Source organism: Micromonospora sp. U56 (genome assembly GCF_018070095.1).
In the GTDB taxonomy this organism is placed as follows: domain Bacteria; phylum Actinomycetota; class Actinomycetes; order Mycobacteriales; family Micromonosporaceae; genus Micromonospora; species Micromonospora purpureochromogenes.
In genome coordinates, this window is record NZ_JAGPYL010000004.1 from 25,697 (window position 1) to 41,623 (window position 15,927).

Annotated in this window: 12 protein-coding genes and 2 pseudogenes; 13 read left to right on the forward strand and 1 reads right to left on the reverse strand. The window is 71.8% G+C overall.

The window, feature by feature from the left end:
- Window positions 1-19 precede the first annotated feature (19 nt).
- From KBX37_RS03320 to KBX37_RS03380, 13 genes and pseudogenes are all read left to right on the forward strand, one after another.
- Window positions 20-1,213, forward strand: coding sequence for a hypothetical protein (locus tag KBX37_RS03320; RefSeq protein WP_210774445.1), 1,194 nt, complete (start codon window positions 20-22; stop codon window positions 1,211-1,213).
- Window positions 1,214-1,599: 386 nt separating this feature from the next.
- On the forward strand, window positions 1,600-2,805 hold the full coding sequence (locus KBX37_RS03325; protein ID WP_210774446.1) for a hypothetical protein: 1,206 nt from the start codon (window positions 1,600-1,602) through the stop codon (window positions 2,803-2,805).
- A 548-nt stretch (window positions 2,806-3,353) separates the two neighbouring features.
- Complete coding sequence (locus tag KBX37_RS03330; RefSeq protein ID WP_210774447.1) at window positions 3,354-4,589, forward strand: cell wall anchor protein; 1,236 nt, start codon at window positions 3,354-3,356, stop codon at window positions 4,587-4,589.
- Between the two features lie 111 nt (window positions 4,590-4,700).
- Window positions 4,701-5,411 carry a demethylmenaquinone methyltransferase gene (locus KBX37_RS03335; protein ID WP_210774448.1) on the forward strand — a complete coding sequence of 237 codons (711 nt, stop codon included), beginning with the start codon at window positions 4,701-4,703 and terminating at the stop codon, window positions 5,409-5,411.
- Window positions 5,412-5,498: 87 nt separating this feature from the next.
- The gene (locus KBX37_RS03340; protein WP_088959280.1) at window positions 5,499-5,723 is read left to right on the forward strand and encodes a hypothetical protein; all 225 of its coding nucleotides are present in this window, start codon (window positions 5,499-5,501) and stop codon (window positions 5,721-5,723) included.
- A 134-nt stretch (window positions 5,724-5,857) separates the two neighbouring features.
- Window positions 5,858-7,135, forward strand: a complete 1,278-nt coding sequence (locus tag KBX37_RS03345) for a geranylgeranyl reductase family protein (RefSeq protein WP_210774449.1) — start codon at window positions 5,858-5,860, stop codon at window positions 7,133-7,135.
- A 133-nt stretch (window positions 7,136-7,268) separates the two neighbouring features.
- The gene (locus KBX37_RS03350) at window positions 7,269-7,634 is read left to right on the forward strand and encodes an NADH-quinone oxidoreductase subunit A (RefSeq protein WP_088959279.1); all 366 of its coding nucleotides are present in this window, start codon (window positions 7,269-7,271) and stop codon (window positions 7,632-7,634) included.
- A gap of 14 nt (window positions 7,635-7,648) precedes the next feature.
- On the forward strand, window positions 7,649-8,326 hold the full coding sequence (locus tag KBX37_RS03355) for an NADH-quinone oxidoreductase subunit B family protein (protein ID WP_088959278.1): 678 nt from the start codon (window positions 7,649-7,651) through the stop codon (window positions 8,324-8,326).
- Complete coding sequence (locus tag KBX37_RS03360) at window positions 8,323-9,060, forward strand: NADH-quinone oxidoreductase subunit C (RefSeq protein ID WP_210774450.1); 738 nt, start codon at window positions 8,323-8,325, stop codon at window positions 9,058-9,060. Before KBX37_RS03355 ends, KBX37_RS03360 begins: the two co-directional genes overlap by 4 nt.
- Window positions 9,057-10,382 (forward strand): NADH-quinone oxidoreductase subunit D, encoded by a 1,326-nt coding sequence (locus tag KBX37_RS03365; RefSeq protein ID WP_210774451.1) that lies wholly within the window; start codon window positions 9,057-9,059, stop codon window positions 10,380-10,382. The genes KBX37_RS03360 and KBX37_RS03365 overlap by 4 nt, the downstream gene beginning before the upstream one ends.
- Entirely contained in the window at window positions 10,379-11,524 is a 1,146-nt protein-coding gene (gene nuoE / locus KBX37_RS03370; RefSeq protein WP_210774452.1) for an NADH-quinone oxidoreductase subunit NuoE, read from the forward strand. The genes KBX37_RS03365 and nuoE overlap by 4 nt, the downstream gene beginning before the upstream one ends.
- Complete coding sequence (gene nuoF, locus KBX37_RS03375) at window positions 11,521-12,837, forward strand: NADH-quinone oxidoreductase subunit NuoF (protein ID WP_210774453.1); 1,317 nt, start codon at window positions 11,521-11,523, stop codon at window positions 12,835-12,837. Before nuoE ends, nuoF begins: the two co-directional genes overlap by 4 nt.
- A pseudogene (locus tag KBX37_RS03380) lies at window positions 12,837-14,942 on the forward strand (NADH-quinone oxidoreductase subunit G); the annotation flags it as partial. The gene nuoF and the pseudogene KBX37_RS03380, both read left to right, overlap by 1 nt.
- Here KBX37_RS03380 and KBX37_RS03385 read toward each other — a convergent pair.
- Window positions 14,868-15,752 (reverse strand): annotated as a pseudogene (locus tag KBX37_RS03385) (hypothetical protein); the annotation flags it as partial. The pseudogenes KBX37_RS03380 and KBX37_RS03385 overlap by 75 nt on opposite strands.
- Between the last annotated feature and the right edge of the window lie 175 nt (window positions 15,753-15,927).

A 15,927-nucleotide genomic window follows, 5' to 3' on the forward strand; every position in this document is an offset into this window, starting at 1 on the left:
CCACGGGGGGAACCCTTCCATGATCCTCCGTAACCGGCCGTTGGCGCGGCTGGGCGCCGCCGCGCTGCTCGCCTCCGGCGCGTTCACCGTCCTCGGCGCCCCGGCGTACGCCGACAACCCGGCCACCGACCTGTCGCTGGACGTCGTGGGCACCCGCGTCGCGGCGGGCACCCCGGGCAAGATCGCCTTCGCCAAGCTCTCCAACAAGGGCGAGAACACCCCGACCGACGTCGTGCTCGCCGTCGATGTGTCCAAGCTGGACTCCACCAAGGTGGACGTCATACCGCTGCTCGAACAGTGCGAGGAAATCACCGTCGAGGGACGGCGCACGTGGGCGTGCGCGCTGACCAAGGAGGAGATCCCGACGCCGGGTGCGACCCTCGAGCTGCCGGCGCTCGCGTTCAAGGACACCGACGCGGTGACTGGCGAGTACTCGGCGCCCGTCACCTTCCAGATCCAGTCGGAGAACGACACCGACACCGCGAACAACTCCCGGACCACCCAGGTGGAGTTCACCACCGAGAACGGCGTCGACCTGCTGGTGCTGGCGCCGGACGTCCGTACCCAGGTCTTCTGGCGGGCCAACGGCGAGCCGGACGTGAAGAAGCCGACCCTGAACCCGGGCGACGAGACGACCGTCTTCGCGCTCATCCTCAACCAGGGCGACATGATCGCCGACGGGGTCGACCTGAAGATGTCCCTGCCCAAGGGCGTCACCTTCAGCCAGGACCTCAAGGAGTGCGAGTACACCGCCGACCGGCGTACCGCCGACTGCGAGAGCGGCCTCACCCGGCTCAAGCCGGGCGGCGACCTGTACGGCGTCTTCCCGGTGAAGGTGGCGGCCGACGTCGATGCTCCGGTCAGCCTGACCGGCGGCGCCGTCGAGGTCAGCTCCCGGGGCGCCCTGCCGGCCACCGAGCGGAGCCTGGCCAACACCCCCAGCGAGCTGGCCTCGTTCCTCACCACGACCGCGCCGGCCGGGCTGGCCCAGGACGTGGACCCGAGCGACAACAGCGACAACTTCGCCGTGATCGTGGCCGCGCCGGCCGGCGGCGAAGGTGGCGGCGGTGGCCTGCCGGTGACCGGCCCGCAGGCCGGCCTGATCGGTGGCGTCGGTGCCGCGGTGCTGGCCGCAGGTGGCGCGCTGTTCGTGCTGGCGCGTCGTCGCCGGGTGGTCCTGGTGACCCCGGGCGACGAGAAGCCGACCGCCTGACCGGCGGGAGTGGGTCGACCGGCCGCGACGAGGCCAGCGGACGTGGTGTGGGACGGGTGACCGTCCCGCCCCACCGTCGTTCCGGTCCGGATTGGCCCGTCATCGCCCCGGGTGGACGCCCGGTCGACAGGCCGTGAGCAGCGACGTTGCACCGCTGATCATCCGAACGGGCAGTGGTTCGCTGACAAAGATCGAAATCCGCGTCACCTTTCGGCTGATGAACCGACTCTCGCCGGCATAGCAAGAGCCATCAATTCGGACAATCCTTAAGTGACTCTTAGCCAGGCAGGTGACAAAGGTTCGGCGTGGGGGGGTGGCGACGGTCGGCGTGCCCCACTAGCGTGCGCGCTCGTACCTTTCCTTCACCCCACGGGGGGGCACTTTCCATGATCTTCCGTAACCGTGCGGCCGCGTTCGCGGCCTCGGGTGCCGCCGGCGTGATCGCCGCGGGCGCCTTCGCGGCCCCGGCGTTCGCCGCCACCTCCGCCGACCTGGCGATCAAGGCGAGCGGCACCACGATCGCGGTGGGCGCGCCGGGCAAGAACGCGACCGTCTCGCTGATCAACAAGAGCGACGTGGACGCCAAGGGCATCCTGGTCGGGCTCGACATCAGCAAGCTGGACACCAAGCTCGTCGACATCGACGAGAGTGGCTGCAACCGTCGCGAGGACGGCATCATCCTCTGTGGCATCGAGGGTGACACCATCCCCGCCGGCGCGGACATCGACTGGGCCTTCCCGCTGTCCCGCACGCTGGAGGGCCTCCCCGGTGACGGGGGCGGCGAAGGCGGCACCGGAACCGGCCCGGCCGGCTCGATCACGGCGTTCATCCTGCACGACGGTGAGGACCCGGACGAGTCCAACAACGAGGTCACCGTGGACGTCAAGGTCGAGGGCACCGGCCCGGACCTCGCCGTCTTCGCGCCGGACGTTGACCAGGCGGCCACCGTCGTGAACGGCAACATCAAGTTCAGCGGTGCGCTGAACCCGGGCGGCAAGTCCGGTGTCTACTACCGGATCGAGAACCACGGCGACGCCGCGGCCGCCGGCCTCAAGATCAGCGTCAAGCTCCCCAAGGGCGTGACGTTCACCGAGGTCGAGGAGGACTGCGAGTACAACGCCTCGAAGACCTCGCTCGTCTGCAACTACGAGAACTTCGGCCTGATCCCGGCCAAGGACGACACGAACGCGAACGACAAGCTCTTCTCCGGCTACGGCTTCTTCAACCTCATCACCGTCGGTGAGAACGTCAAGCCCGGCAGCCTGACCGGCGGTACCGTCACCGTGGAGCCGCTGGCCGCTGCCACCACGCCGAGCATCGCCAAGGAGGCGGCCCCGGCGCTGCCGAAGAACATCGCCGGTGTCCAGGCCAAGGACGTCGACGCGACCGACAACAGCGACGACTTCGCGGTCGTCGTGGCCAAGACCACCGGTGGTGGCGGCGGCGGTGGTCTGCCGGTGACCGGTCCGCAGGCCGGTCTGATCGGTGGCATCGGCGTGGCGGTGCTGGCCGCGGGTGGGGCGATGTTCGTGATGGCGCGGCGTCGCCGGGTGGTCCTGGTGATCCCGGGCGACGAGAAGCCGACCGCCTGACGGTGGAGTTGGCCCCGACGGGCCGGCAGTGGTGGACGTGGGGTGGGACGGGCGATCGTCCCACCCCACGTCGCGTCACCGGCCGGGCCTCCCGGTGATCGACCGGAGGTCCGGCAGCGGCGGTCGGAAGAACACTCAGGGCCACCGTTCGGGGGACTGTTCCCGGCAAACATCCGGTACAAGACCCGATTATCCGGACAATCGCCTGGTAGCGGGTGGGGCACAGCTCGGAAACGATCGGCGCGTAGCTATGGCGACGCCCGTCGGCGACCGCTAACGTCCCGGCCGGCGCACCTGCTGTTTCCCGGGATTCCGGGCGGCGGGAAGCGGGCAGCCCGGGGGCACGTCCTCCATCGGCCCATGAGGGCCGTTCACATATAACGCACGGCAGTGGGGGCGGGATGGGTGACCATCCCGCCCCCACTGTTTCGTCCGGACGGGCACCGATGGCCGCGAATCGCGGGGCGACGCTGGCGTACGTCCGTCGATCTCCGATACCGTCCGCTCGGTCCGCAACCCATTCCACTGTCCCTAACCCCGGGGGATCGATGACACTGTTCCACCGCTCGGCCCTGGCGCGCGCCGGTGCCGTCGCCCTGCTCGCCGCCGGTGGTCTCGCCACCGTCGCCGCCCCGGCGCACGCCGCCGACCAGGCGGACCTCGAGCTGATCCCGATCAGCAAGGAGTTGGCCAAGGGCGTCAAGGAGGCCAAGGCCAAGCCGTTCAAGTTCCAGGTCGACAACACGCGCGGCTCCGTCGACGCCAAGGACGTCGCGGTCACCGTCGAGACCAAGGGCCTCAAGGCCGGCAAGGTCGGCGTGGTCGTCCCGGACGGCTGCGAGGTCGACGACACCCGCTTCACCTGCCTGCTCGGCGACCTGACCGCCGGCACCACTGAGGACTTCGGCATCCCGCTCTTCTCCACGGGCGGGCGCGGTGACGCCGGCACGCTGACGGTAACCATCAGCGCGGCCACCGCCGACCCCGACCTGGAGAACAACACCGTCGAGCACGACATCACCGTCGCCCGACCCGGCTACGACCTCACCAGCTGGGTGCAGGACGTGTACGCCGACGTGGCGGTCGACGGCGACGAGGCCGGCGAGTCCGGCCTCAGGCCGGTCAAGCCCGGCGACATCGCCCCGCTGGACTGGGCGATCTACAACGACGGCAGCCGGAAGGCGACCGGCGTCGCGTACGGCATCACGCTGCCGGCCGGCGTCACCTTCGCCGAGGTGCCCGAGGGCTGCGTCGAGCAGGAGCTGGGCGGGCTCGCCCAGGCGTACTGCGAGGACGCCGGCGCGGTGCTGCGGCCGGGCCAGTTCTACACCTCCGACGTACGGGTGAAGGTCGGCGCGGACGTCACCGAGAAGGTGCTCCGGCCGGGCTTCGTCTTCGCCGCCGGTCTCGACGCCGCCGAGGGACAGCCCGAGGAGGAGCCGCAGGTCGCCAGCCTCGGCCAGCGCCGGGCGTTCACCGAGACCGACGACCTGGACAACACCGCCCAGTTCGACGTCTTCGTCGACCTGAGCACCGGGCCGTCGCCGAGCCCGAGCCCGACCGGCCAGCCCACCGCCACGCCGAGCGGCCAGCCGACCACGACCCCGACCTCGGGCGGCGGCACCGGTGGCGGTGACGGCGGCCTGCCGGTGACCGGCGTGCAGGTCGGCCTGATCGGTGGCATCGGCGCTGCCGTGCTGCTCGCGGGCGGGGCACTGCTGGTGCTCTCCCGCCGGCGCAAGGTGGTGCTGGTGACCCCGGGCGACGAGAAGTCCGAGGACTGATCCGACGCCACGACGCGAGGGCGGGGTGGGCGACCACCCCGCCCTTTCGCGTGCCCGCCGGCGGGCCGACCCAGCGGCCGCCGGGCGGAGCCGGGCTGGCAGAGTGGAGGGGTGAGCCGTACCCCGCAGGGCCAGCGCGCCAGCCTGGACAAGCAGCCGCACGAGGTCGCCGCGATGTTCGACGGCGTGGCGGCCCGCTACGACCTGACCAACACCGTCCTCTCCTTCGGGCAGGACCGGTCCTGGCGGCGGGCCACCCGGGCCGCGCTCGACCTGCGACCGGGGGAGCGGGTGCTGGACGTGGGCGCGGGCACCGGGGTCTCGACCGAGGAACTGGCCCAGTCCGGGGCGTACGCGATCGGCGCCGACCTGTCGCTGGGGATGCTGCACGCCGGCAAGCGGACCCGGCCGCAGGTGCCGCTGCTGGCCGGCGACGCGCTGAAGCTGCCCTTCGCCGACGCCAGCTTCGACGCGGTGACCATCTCCTTCGCGCTGCGCAACGTCAACGACACCGACGCGGCGCTGCGCGAGCTGGCCCGGGTGACGAAGCCGGGTGGTCGCCTGGTGGTCTGCGAGTTCAGCACGCCGGTCAACCCCGCCTTCCGCACTGTCTACCTGTCGTACCTGATGCGGTCGCTGCCGGCGGTGGCGCGCGCGGTGTCCAGCAATCCCGACGCGTACGTCTACCTGGCGGAGTCGATTCGGGCCTGGCCCGACCAGGCGGCGCTCGCCGCCCGGGTCGGCGCGGCCGGCTGGGGACGGGTGGCCTGGCGCAACCTGACCGGCGGCGTGGTGGCGCTGCACCGGGCGATCCGCGACTGACGACGCCGGCCCGGCGGCGATCCGGTCAGACCGCCTTCTTTCGTGAATATCCGCCTTTGGTCCACTATGCCCCGTAGGCTCGCCCCCATGACGGGACCAGAGCAGGTGGGTGGGGCCACCGACGACGACGCCGCCGAACTCATCGCCCAGCTCAAGGAGCTGGCCGGCGCGGATCCCGCGGACGTCCGTCAGGTCGTCGCCGAGGTGCTCGCCGCGCTGGACCGCGCCGCCGGCGGGGCGCTGCGCGAGCACCTGCCCGAGACGATCCGGGTCGACGCCGGCCTGGACACCGCCGCGCCGGCCCGCCCCTGACCTCGGCATGGACGCCGAACGGCTGATTTCCGGCGAGTTAGGTACCCCTCATCCGGCGGTGGTGTAACGCCGGCCATAGACTCCAACCCGATCGGCTTGTGAAGCATTTCACGAGCATGCGGGAGGAGGCGCAGATGACCGCGGTGGAGAACGACGCCGACGTGATCGTCGTGGGCGCCGGTCCCGGAGGATCGGCGACCGCGTACCACCTGGCGCGGCACGGCGTGCGTGTGCTGCTGCTGGAGAAGACCGAGTTCCCTCGGGAGAAGGTCTGCGGCGACGGGCTCACCCCGCGCGCCGTCCGGCAGCTCGTCCGGATGGGTGTGGACACCTCACCCGAGGCGGGTTGGCTGCACAACAAGGGCCTCCGGGTCATCGGCGGCGGAGTACGCCTCGAACTGGACTGGCCCGACCTGGCGAGCTTCCCCAACTACGGGCTGGTCCGCACCCGGCTGGACTTCGACGACCTGCTCGCCCAGCGCGCGGTCGCCGCCGGCGCCAAGCTGCGCACCAGCGTGAACGTGGTCGGTCCGGTGCTCGGCGCCGACGACCGGGTGATCGGCGTGCAGGCCGAGGTCGGCCCGGAGAAGGAGCTGGCCACCTTCCACGCGCCGCTGGTGGTCGCCGCCGACGGCGTCTCCGGCCGCTTCCCGCTCGCCCTCGGGCTGGCCAAGCGGGAGGACCGGCCGATCGGCGTGGCCGTCCGGCGCTACTACCGCTCGCCGGCCAAGCACGACGACAACTACCTGGAGTCCTGGCTGGAGCTGCGCAGCAAGGACAGCGGCGACAACCTGCTGCCCGGCTACGGCTGGATCTTCGGCCTCGGCGACGGCCGGGTCAACGTCGGCCTGGGCGTGCTCAACTCTTCCTCGGCCTTCGGCAAGACCAACTACCGGCGGCTGCTCACCGACTGGCTGGCCAACACCCCCGAGGACTGGGGGATGACCGACGAGACGAACGCCGAGGGCCCGATCCTCGGCGCGGCGCTGCCGATGGGCTTCAACCGGGTTCCGCACTACACCCGGGGCGTGCTGCTGGTCGGCGACTCCGGCGGCATGGTCAACCCGTTCAACGGCGAGGGCATCGCGTACGCGATGGAGTCCGGTGAACTGGCCGCCGAGGTGATGGTGCAGGCGCTGGCCCGGCCCGCCGGCCCGGAGCGGGAGCGCGCGCTGGCGGCGTACCCGACGGAGCTGAAGGCGCGGTTCGGCGGCTACTACCGGCTCGGCGGGATCTTCGTGAAGCTGATCGGCCGTCCGGAGGTCATGCGGATGGCCACCAAGCACGGCATGCCGCACCCGACGCTGATGCGCTTCGTGCTCAAGCTGCTGGCCAACCTGACCGACCCCCGTGGCGGGGACGCGATGGACCGGGTCATCAACGCGATGACGAAGGCGGCGCCAGCCGTCTGAAGGACCACGTCCGGGCCGGTGTCGGCCCGGGCGGGGAGAGAGATCGACCCCCGCTGGAGGACCCGGCGCGGGACGTGAATAGTGTGATTTTTGTCAAGCACCAGGGGCAGGGGAAGGACGAGCAGGAGAAAAGATGTCGCTCTCGCCTTACGCACCGATCATCGGGCTGTTCGCCCTCGCCGCGGGGTTCTCGCTGTTCTCCGTGGCCGCCGCCCGCTTCGCCGGTCCCCGGCGCTTCAACAAGGCCAAGCTCGAGGCGTACGAGTGCGGCATTGAGCCGAGCCCGCAGCCGGTCGGCGGCGGTCGGTTCCCGATCAAGTTCTACCTGACGGCGATGCTCTTCATCGTCTTCGACATCGAGATCATCTTCCTCTACCCCTGGGCGGTCTCGTTCGACGCCCTGCCGATCTTCGGCTTCGTGGAGATGGTCATGTTCATCGTCGCGGTCTTCGTCGCATACGCCTACGTGTGGCGGCGCGGCGGCCTGGACTGGGACTGAGGGAGGTACGTCAGATGGGCATCGAGGAGAAGCTCCCCGCCGGCGTCCTGCTCACCTCCGTGGAGAAGCTGGTCAACTGGTCGCGGAAGTCGTCCGTCTGGGGCGCCACCTTCGGCCTGGCCTGCTGCGCCATCGAGATGATGGCGGCCGGTGGCCCGCACTACGACATGGGCCGCTGGGGCATGGAGGTCTTCCGGGCCTCGCCGCGTCAGGCCGACCTGATGATCGTGGCCGGCCGGGTGAGCCAGAAGATGGCTCCGGTCCTGCGCCAGATCTACGACCAGATGGCGGAGCCCCGCTGGGTGCTCTCCATGGGCGTCTGCGCCAGCAGCGGCGGCATGTTCAACAACTACGCGATCGTCCAGGGCGTCGACCACGTGGTGCCGGTGGACATGTACCTCCCCGGCTGCCCGCCCCGGCCCGAGATGCTCATCGACGCGATCCTCAAGCTCCGCGAGAAGATCATGTACGAGCCGCTGGGCGCGAACGGCCGCAAGATGCTCCAGGCCCGCCAGGAGCGCGGCGACGTCCCGGTCGTGCCGTACGGCTCGATGCCGTCCTCGTACCGCAACGACAAGGCCCGGCGTGCCGAGTGGACGAAGGCCGTCCGCGAGGGGCGCGAGGAGCAGCTGCGGATCGAGAACTGGATGAACGCCCAGAACCACCTCCACGCGCACGGGGGCCCGAAGTGACCGCACCGAACGACAGGACCAACGACGGCGGGGTGCCGGTACCGGTCACCCCGGCGGGGGCCAGCAGCGGCGCCCCCGCCGAGCACCCGCCGTCCAGCCCGGCCGGCCGAGGCATGTTCGGCAACCAGGGCAGCGGTGACGTCTCCGGCTACGGCGGCCTGGTCCGCCAGCGCCGGCCGATCGAGGAGGCCCCCCGGCCGTACGGCGGGTACTTCGACGAGGTCCGCGACGCGCTGGAGGAGGCGTACCCGGCCTTCGGCGACGCGATCGAGAAGGTCGTCGTCGACCGCGGCGAGCTGACCCTGCACGTCCGCCCGGAGCGGATCGCCGAGGTCTGCCAGGTGATGCGGGACGACCTGGCGCTGCGCTTCGAGCTGTGCTCCTCGGTCTCCGGTGTGGACTACCTGGGTGCCGAGGACCGGCGGCTGCACGTCGTCTACCAGCTCACCTCGATGACCTACCGGCGTCGGGTCCGGCTGGAGGCCGCGGTCTCCGCCGAGCAGCCGCACCTGCCGAGCGTCACCGCCGTCTACCCGACCGCCGACTGGCAGGAGCGGGAGGCGTACGACATGTTCGGCATCGTCTTCGACGGTCACCCCAACCTCACCCGGATCCTGATGCCGGACGACTGGGAGGGGTACCCGCAGCGCAAGGACTACCCGCTCGGCGGCGTGCCCGTCGAGTACAAGGGCGCGGAAATTCCACCGCCGGACCGTAGGAGGTCCTACCAGTGACCACGTCCAACTACGCGACCGAGCGCGAGACCACCGAGGGCAGGGTCTTCACCGTCACCGGTGGGGACTGGGACCAGGTCGTCGCCAGCACCGACCCGATCAACGACGAGCGGATCGTCGTCAACATGGGTCCGCAGCACCCGTCGACGCACGGCGTGCTCCGGCTGATCCTGGAGCTGGAGGGCGAGACGGTCCGCGAGGCCCGCTCGGTCGTCGGCTACCTGCACACCGGCATCGAGAAGAACCTCGAATACCGCAACTGGGTTCAGGGCTCGACCTTCGTGACCCGGATGGACTACCTTGCCCCGCTGTTCAACGAGACGGCGTACAGCCTGGCGGTGGAGAAGCTGCTGGGCATCGAGGAGCAGATCACCGAGCGGGCCACCACCATCCGGGTCCTGATGATGGAGCTCAACCGGATCTCCTCGCACCTGGTCTGGCTGGCCACCACCGGCATGGAGCTGGGTGCGATCTCGATCATGCTCTACGGCTTCCGCGAGCGGGAGTACATCCTCGACATCTTCGAGACCATCACCGGCCTGCGGATGAACCACGCGTACGTCCGGCCGGGCGGCGTCGCGCAGGACGTGCCGGACGCGGCGATCGCCAAGATCCGCGACTTCCTGAAGATGATGCCGAAGAAGCTCAAGGAGTACGAGGACCTCCTCTCCGGCCAGCCGATCTGGACCGAGCGGACCAAGGGCGTCGCGGTCCTCGACGTGACCGGCTGCGTCGCGCTCGGCGTGACCGGCCCGGTGCTCCGCTCCGCCGGCCTGGCCTGGGACCTGCGCAAGACCATGCCGTACTGCGGGTACGAGACGTACGAGTTCGACGTCCCGACCCACCCCGACGGCGACGTCTGGGGTCGCTACCAGGTCCGGCTCGCCGAGATCCGCGAGTCGCTGAAGCTGGTCGAGCAGGCGCTGGACCGGTTGAAGCCGGGCCCGGTGATGGTCGCCGACCGCAAGATCGCCTGGCCGGCGCAGCTGGCCATCGGCGTGGACGGCATGGGCAACTCGCTGGAGCACGTCGCCAAGATCATGGGTCAGTCGATGGAGTCGCTGATCCACCACTTCAAGCTGGTCACCGAGGGCTTCCGGGTTCCTCCGGGCCAGGTGTACGTCGGCATCGAGTCGCCCCGCGGCGAGCTGGGCGTGCACGCGGTCTCCGACGGTGGCACCCGGCCCTACCGGGTGCACTACCGGGAGCCGAGCTTCGTCAACCTGCAGGCTCTCCCGGCGATGGCCGAGGGCGGCCTGATCGCCGACGTGATCGCCGGTGGCGCCTCGCTGGACCCCGTGATGGGTGGATGTGACCGATGACGACTTTCACTGAGCAGACCCGGGAGCGGGCGCGGGAGATCATCGCCCGGTACCCGGCCGACCGGTCCCGGTCGGCGCTGCTGCCGCTGCTGCACCTGGTGCAGTCCGAGGAGGGCTATGTCTCCCCGGCCGGCGTCGAGTTCTGCGCCGAGGTGCTCGGGCTGAACAAGGCCCAGGTCGGCGCCGTGGCGACCTTCTACACCATGTACAAGCGCAAGCCGACCGGCGACTTCCTGGTCAGCGTCTGCACCAACACCATGTGCAACGTGCTCGGCGGCCAGGAGGTCTACGACACCCTCGCCGAGCACCTGGGCGTCGGGCACGACGAGACCACCGCCGACGGCAAGATCACCCTGGAGCACGCCGAGTGTCTCGCGGCCTGCGACTACGGCCCGGTGATGACCGTCAACTACGACTTCTTCGACGGCGTCGACCTGCAGGGCGCGCTCGGGGTGGTCGAGGAGCTGCGCGCCGGTGGCCGGCCGATGCCGACCCGGGGCGCCCGGCTCTGCACGCTCAAGGAGATGGCGGTGCAGCTCGCCGGTTTCGCCGACGAGCGCGAGGGCGCGGTCGCCGACGGCGGGGCGGGCGAGCCGACCCTGCGCGGTCTGCGCCTGGCCGAGCAGCACGGCATCTCGGTGCCCGGCTTCGACCCGAACACCCCGATCCGGAGCAAGGCCGAGGCCGACAAGGCCGCCGCGCAGGCGAAGGCCGCCGAAGCCGCCAAGGCTGAGCCGGCCAAGGCCCCGCCCGCGAGCGGCAACGGCGCCAAGCCGGGTACGCCCGGCAACGCCGGCGCCGGCGAGCCGGCTCCCGCCGCCGCGGCCGGCGGCAGCACCGCCCCGGACGTGAAGGCGCCGGACGACAAGTCGCCGCAGGTGCGTACCGCCGAGACCCGGCAGCCCGACGCGCAGACCGCCGTGCCGGACGCCCCGGGCACCAAGGTCCCGACGGACAACACCGCCCCGGCGCCGCGCGACGCGCAGGAGGCGCAGGCCGCCGGCGTGGCGGCCAACCCGCCGGCCGGCGACGGCAAGCCCGCCGGCGACGAGGCCGGTGCGCAGCAGCGCAACCTCAAGGATGCGGAGGCGGGAGCCAACGCCGGCCCCGCCGTCGCGAGCGAAACGGGGGGCCAGAAGTGACCACGCCTCGGCCGGAGACGCTGGCCAAGCTCACGCCGGTGCTCACCAAGCGCTGGCTGTCGCCGGACGCCTGGCGGATCGGCACCTACGAGAAGCTCGACGGCTACGCGGCGCTGCGCAAGGCGCTCAAGGCGCACCCGGACGACCTGATCCAGCTGATCAAGGACTCGGGCCTGCGCGGTCGTGGCGGCGCCGGCTTCCCCGCCGGTCTCAAGTGGGGGTTCATCCCGCAGGGCGACGGCAAGCCGCACTACCTCGTGGTCAACGCCGACGAGGGCGAGCCGGGCACCTGCAAGGACCTGCCGCTGATGACGCACGACCCGCACTCGCTGGTCGAAGGCGTGATCATCGCGTCGTACGCGATCCGGGCCAACCGGGCCTACATCTACATCCGGGGCGAGGCGGTGCACGCCGCGCGCCGGCTGCGCAACGCCGTGCAGGAGGCGTACGCCAAGGGCTACCTCGGGCGCAACATCCAGGGCAGCGGCTTCGACCTCGACCTGGTGGTGCACTCCGGCGCGGGGGCGTACATCTGCGGTGAGGAGACCGCGCTGCTGGACTCGCTGGAGGGCTTCCGGGGCCAGCCCCGGCTGCGCCCGCCGTTCCCGGCGACCCACGGCCTGTACGCCAGCCCGACCGTGGTCAACAACGTCGGCACCATCGCCAGCGTGCCGTACATCGTGCTGGGCGGCGCGGACTGGTGGAAGACCATGGGCACGGAGAAGTCCTCCGGCCCGATGATCTACTCGCTCTCCGGTCGGATCGCCAACCCGGGCCAGTTCGAGTGCTCGATGGGGATCACCCTGCGCGAGCTGATCGAACTGGCCGGCGGCATGCAGCCCGGGCACAACCTGCGGTTCTGGACGCCGGGCGGCTCGTCGACGCCGCTGCTGACCGCCGAGCACCTGGACGTGCCGCTGGACTTCGAGGGGGTGGCGGCGGCCGGCTCGATCCTGGGCACCACGGCCACCCAGATCTTCTCCGACCAGGACTGCCCGGTCTACGCGACCTACCGGTGGCTGGAGTTCTACCACCACGAGTCGTGCGGCAAGTGCACCCCGTGCCGCGAGGGCAACTACTGGATGGTCCGGGTCTACCGGCGGATCCTCGCCGGTCAGGGCACCCACGAGGACCTGGACACCCTGCTCGACACCTGCGACAACATCCTGGGCCGTTCGTTCTGCGGCCTCGGTGACGGTGCGACCAGCTCGGTGACCTCGTCGCTGAAGTACTTCAAGCAGGACTACCTCGACTACATCGAGGGACGTACCGCGCCGAAGCTGTCGGACAAGCAGTTGGTGGGAGCGCACTGATGACTGACGTCGTAAAGGCCCCCGACACCGTCACGCTCACCATCGACGGCGTCGAGGTCACCGCCCCCAAGGGAGCGCTGCTGATCCGGGTCGCCGAGCAGTTGGGCACCGAGATCCCGCGCTTCTGCGACCACCCGCTGCTGGCCCCGGCCGGCGCCTGCCGGCAGTGCCTGGTCGAGGTGGAGGGGCAGCGCAAGCCGGTCGCCTCCTGCACCCAGACCGTCGCCGACGGCATGGTGGTACGCACCCAGCTCACCTCGCCGGTCGCCAAGAAGGCGCAGGAGGGGGTCATGGAGCTGCTGCTGCTCAACCACCCCCTCGACTGCCCGATGTGTGACAAGGGCGGCGAGTGCCCGCTGCAGAACCAGGCCATGTCCACCGGCCGCACCGACTCCCGGTTCCACGAGCACAAGCGGGAGTACGAGAAGCCGATGCCGATCAGCACCCAGGTGCTGCTCGACCGCGAGCGCTGCGTGCTCTGCCAGCGCTGCACCCGGTTCTCCGAGGAGATCGCCGGCGACAAGTTCATCGACCTGATGGGCCGGTCGTCCGCGGAGGAGATCAACATCTACCGGGACGACGCGTACGGCGTGGAGTCCGGGGACGACAGCGGCGACGTGCCGTTCAACTCCTACTTCTCCGGCAACACCGTGCAGATCTGCCCGGTGGGCGCGCTGACCGGCGCGCAGTACCGATTCCGGGCCCGCCCGTTCGACCTGGTCTCCAGCCCGAGCGTCTGCGAGCACTGCTCGGCCGGCTGCGCCCAGCGCACCGACTGGCGGCGGGGCAAGGTGCTGCGCCGGCTGGCCGGCGACGACCCGGCGGTGAACGAGGAGTGGAACTGCGACAAGGGCCGGTGGGGCTTCCAGTACACCCGCGCCTTCGACCGGCTCAGCACCCCGCTGGTCCGCGACGAGCGCACCGGTGAGCTGCGCGAGGCCTCCTGGAGCGAGGCGCTGACCCGGGCCGCCGAGGGGCTGCGCGACGCCCGGGACTCCGGCCGGGGCACCGCGGTGCTGACCGGCGGCCGGCTGACCGTCGAGGACGCCTACGCGTACGCGAAGTTCGCCCGGGTCGCGCTGCAGACGAACGACATCGACTTCCGGGCCCGGCCGGTCTCCCGTGAGGAGGCCGACTTCCTGGCCAGCACCGTCGCCGGGGCCACCGAGGTGACCTACGCCGACGTGGAGAAGGCGCCCGCGGTGGTGCTGGTCGGCCTGGAGCCGGAGGAGGAGTGCCCGATCCTCTTCCTGCGGCTGCGCAAGGCGTACCTGAAGAAGAGGCTGACGGTCTACGCGATCGCCCCGTTCGCCACCCGTGGCCTGGAGAAGCTCGGCGCCAAGCTGGCCCGGGTGGTGCCGGGCGAGGAGGCGAGCGTGCTTGCCGAGCACGACACGGTGGCCGAGGCGCTCAGCGCCGAGGGCGCCATCCTCTTCGTCGGCGAGCGGCTGGCCACCGTGCCGGGCGCGCTCTCCGCCGCGGCGGACGTGGCCCGGCGTACCGGGGCGAAGCTGGCCTGGGTGCCGCGGCGCGCGGGTGACCGCGGCGCGGTCGACGCGGGCTGCCTGCCCAACCTGCTGCCCGGTGGGCGTCCGGTCACCGAGCCGGCCGCCCGCGCCGAGCTCGGCGAGACCTGGGACATCCCGGCCGGGGTGATCCCCAGCCAGGCCGGGCGGGACACCGACCAGATCCTCGCGGCGGCCGCCAACGGCCAGCTCGGCGCCCTGGTGGTGGCCGGCGTGGACCCGGCCGACCTGGCCGACCCGCGCCTGGCCGAGCAGGCCCTGGACGCGGTGCCGTTCCTGGTCAGCCTGGAGCTGCGCAACTCGGCGGTGGCCCGCCGGGCGGACGTGGTCTTCCCGGTCGCCCCGGTGGTCGAGAAGGCCGGCAGCTTCCTGGACTGGGAGGGCCGGCTGCGCACCTTCGAGGCGGTGCTGAACACCGCCGCGATGACCGACGGCCGGGTGCTGGACGCCCTCGCCGCGCAGCTCGACGTCCGGCTGGGCACCGGTGACGTGCCGAGCGTCCGCCGCGAGCTGGGCGGCGAGCCCGGGCCAGCCCGGGTCCCGGTCGGCCCGGTGCAGGTCCAGGCAGTGCAGGCAGGGACCGACCGGCGGTCGCACCAGCGGCCCGACCACGGGTACGCCCTCGCGCAGGCCGAGCAGCAGGTGCGGCTGGCGACGCTGGGCGTACCCGGCGGCGAGCAGGGCGGCCGGCCGGTCGGCGCCGAGGTGGACCACCAGTTCCACCCGACCGCGGCGCAACGGGCGGGTCTGTGTGCCGGGGGCGGTCCGGCCGATCGCCGAGCGGAGCGCGGCGGCCAGCGGGCGTCCCACGTCGGACCCGGCCAGCCCGGTGCCGACCAGGTCGGCGGGGCCGACCGTGCCGGCGAGCTCGGGTGCCACGTGACCCACTCCGGCCTGCGCCAACGCGACGGCGACCGGGCCGCCGAGCCGGCCGGCGCCGGCGACCACCACCCGGGCGGCCCGCCGCCGGCGCAGCACCTGCGCCGGGGTGCCGGGCAGGGTGGGCGCGGCCAGCGCGAGCGCCCCGGCCTCCGCGGCGAGGCGGCTGCGCGCCGGGCCGGCCAGGTCCCGGGGGAGCAGCGTGTGCGCGGGTACGACCAGACCGGCGGCGCGCAGCGCGTCCAGCAGTTCGCGGGCCTCGTCCGGGCCGATCCGGGCGGCCGCGGCATCGGCCAGGATCCCGCGCTCGCTGCGGCTGCCGTCGAGCAGGTCGAGCAGGCGCGCGGCGCGCGGGTCGGCGACCTCGAGCAGGACGGCGCGCCCCGGGTCGAGCCCGAGTTGCAGGGTGTGCCGGTCGCGCCAGAGCCGGGTCAGGCCGGGCAGCAGCGTCGGGCGGGGCAGGGGCGGGCGGGAGAGGGTCGGGTGGGCCGGGCGGGTTGACGGGGTCATGACGACGGATCGTGACCGAGTCCGCGCTGTCCGTCGATCGTTGTCCACAGGTGCGCGGCGCTCTGTCCAGCGCTGTCCACAGGAAGCGGCGGGATATCCACAACCGGCGGGTAACTCTGTCGCCCTCCCGACACCGTCGTGCCCCCGGGAACGACGCGGGGGAGGGGCGGCCGCC

Coding starts and splice junctions, on each gene's coding strand:
- KBX37_RS03340 (WP_088959280.1), top strand. CDS start 5,499: ATGACGGGACCAGAGCAGGTGGGTGGGGCCACCGACGACGACGCCGCC.
- KBX37_RS03350 (WP_088959279.1), top strand. CDS start 7,269: ATGTCGCTCTCGCCTTACGCACCGATCATCGGGCTGTTCGCCCTCGCC.
- KBX37_RS03320 (WP_210774445.1), top strand. CDS start 20: ATGATCCTCCGTAACCGGCCGTTGGCGCGGCTGGGCGCCGCCGCGCTG.
- KBX37_RS03330 (WP_210774447.1), top strand. CDS start 3,354: ATGACACTGTTCCACCGCTCGGCCCTGGCGCGCGCCGGTGCCGTCGCC.
- KBX37_RS03325 (WP_210774446.1), top strand. CDS start 1,600: ATGATCTTCCGTAACCGTGCGGCCGCGTTCGCGGCCTCGGGTGCCGCC.
- nuoE (WP_210774452.1), top strand. CDS start 10,379: ATGACGACTTTCACTGAGCAGACCCGGGAGCGGGCGCGGGAGATCATC.
- KBX37_RS03355 (WP_088959278.1), top strand. CDS start 7,649: ATGGGCATCGAGGAGAAGCTCCCCGCCGGCGTCCTGCTCACCTCCGTG.
- KBX37_RS03345 (WP_210774449.1), top strand. CDS start 5,858: ATGACCGCGGTGGAGAACGACGCCGACGTGATCGTCGTGGGCGCCGGT.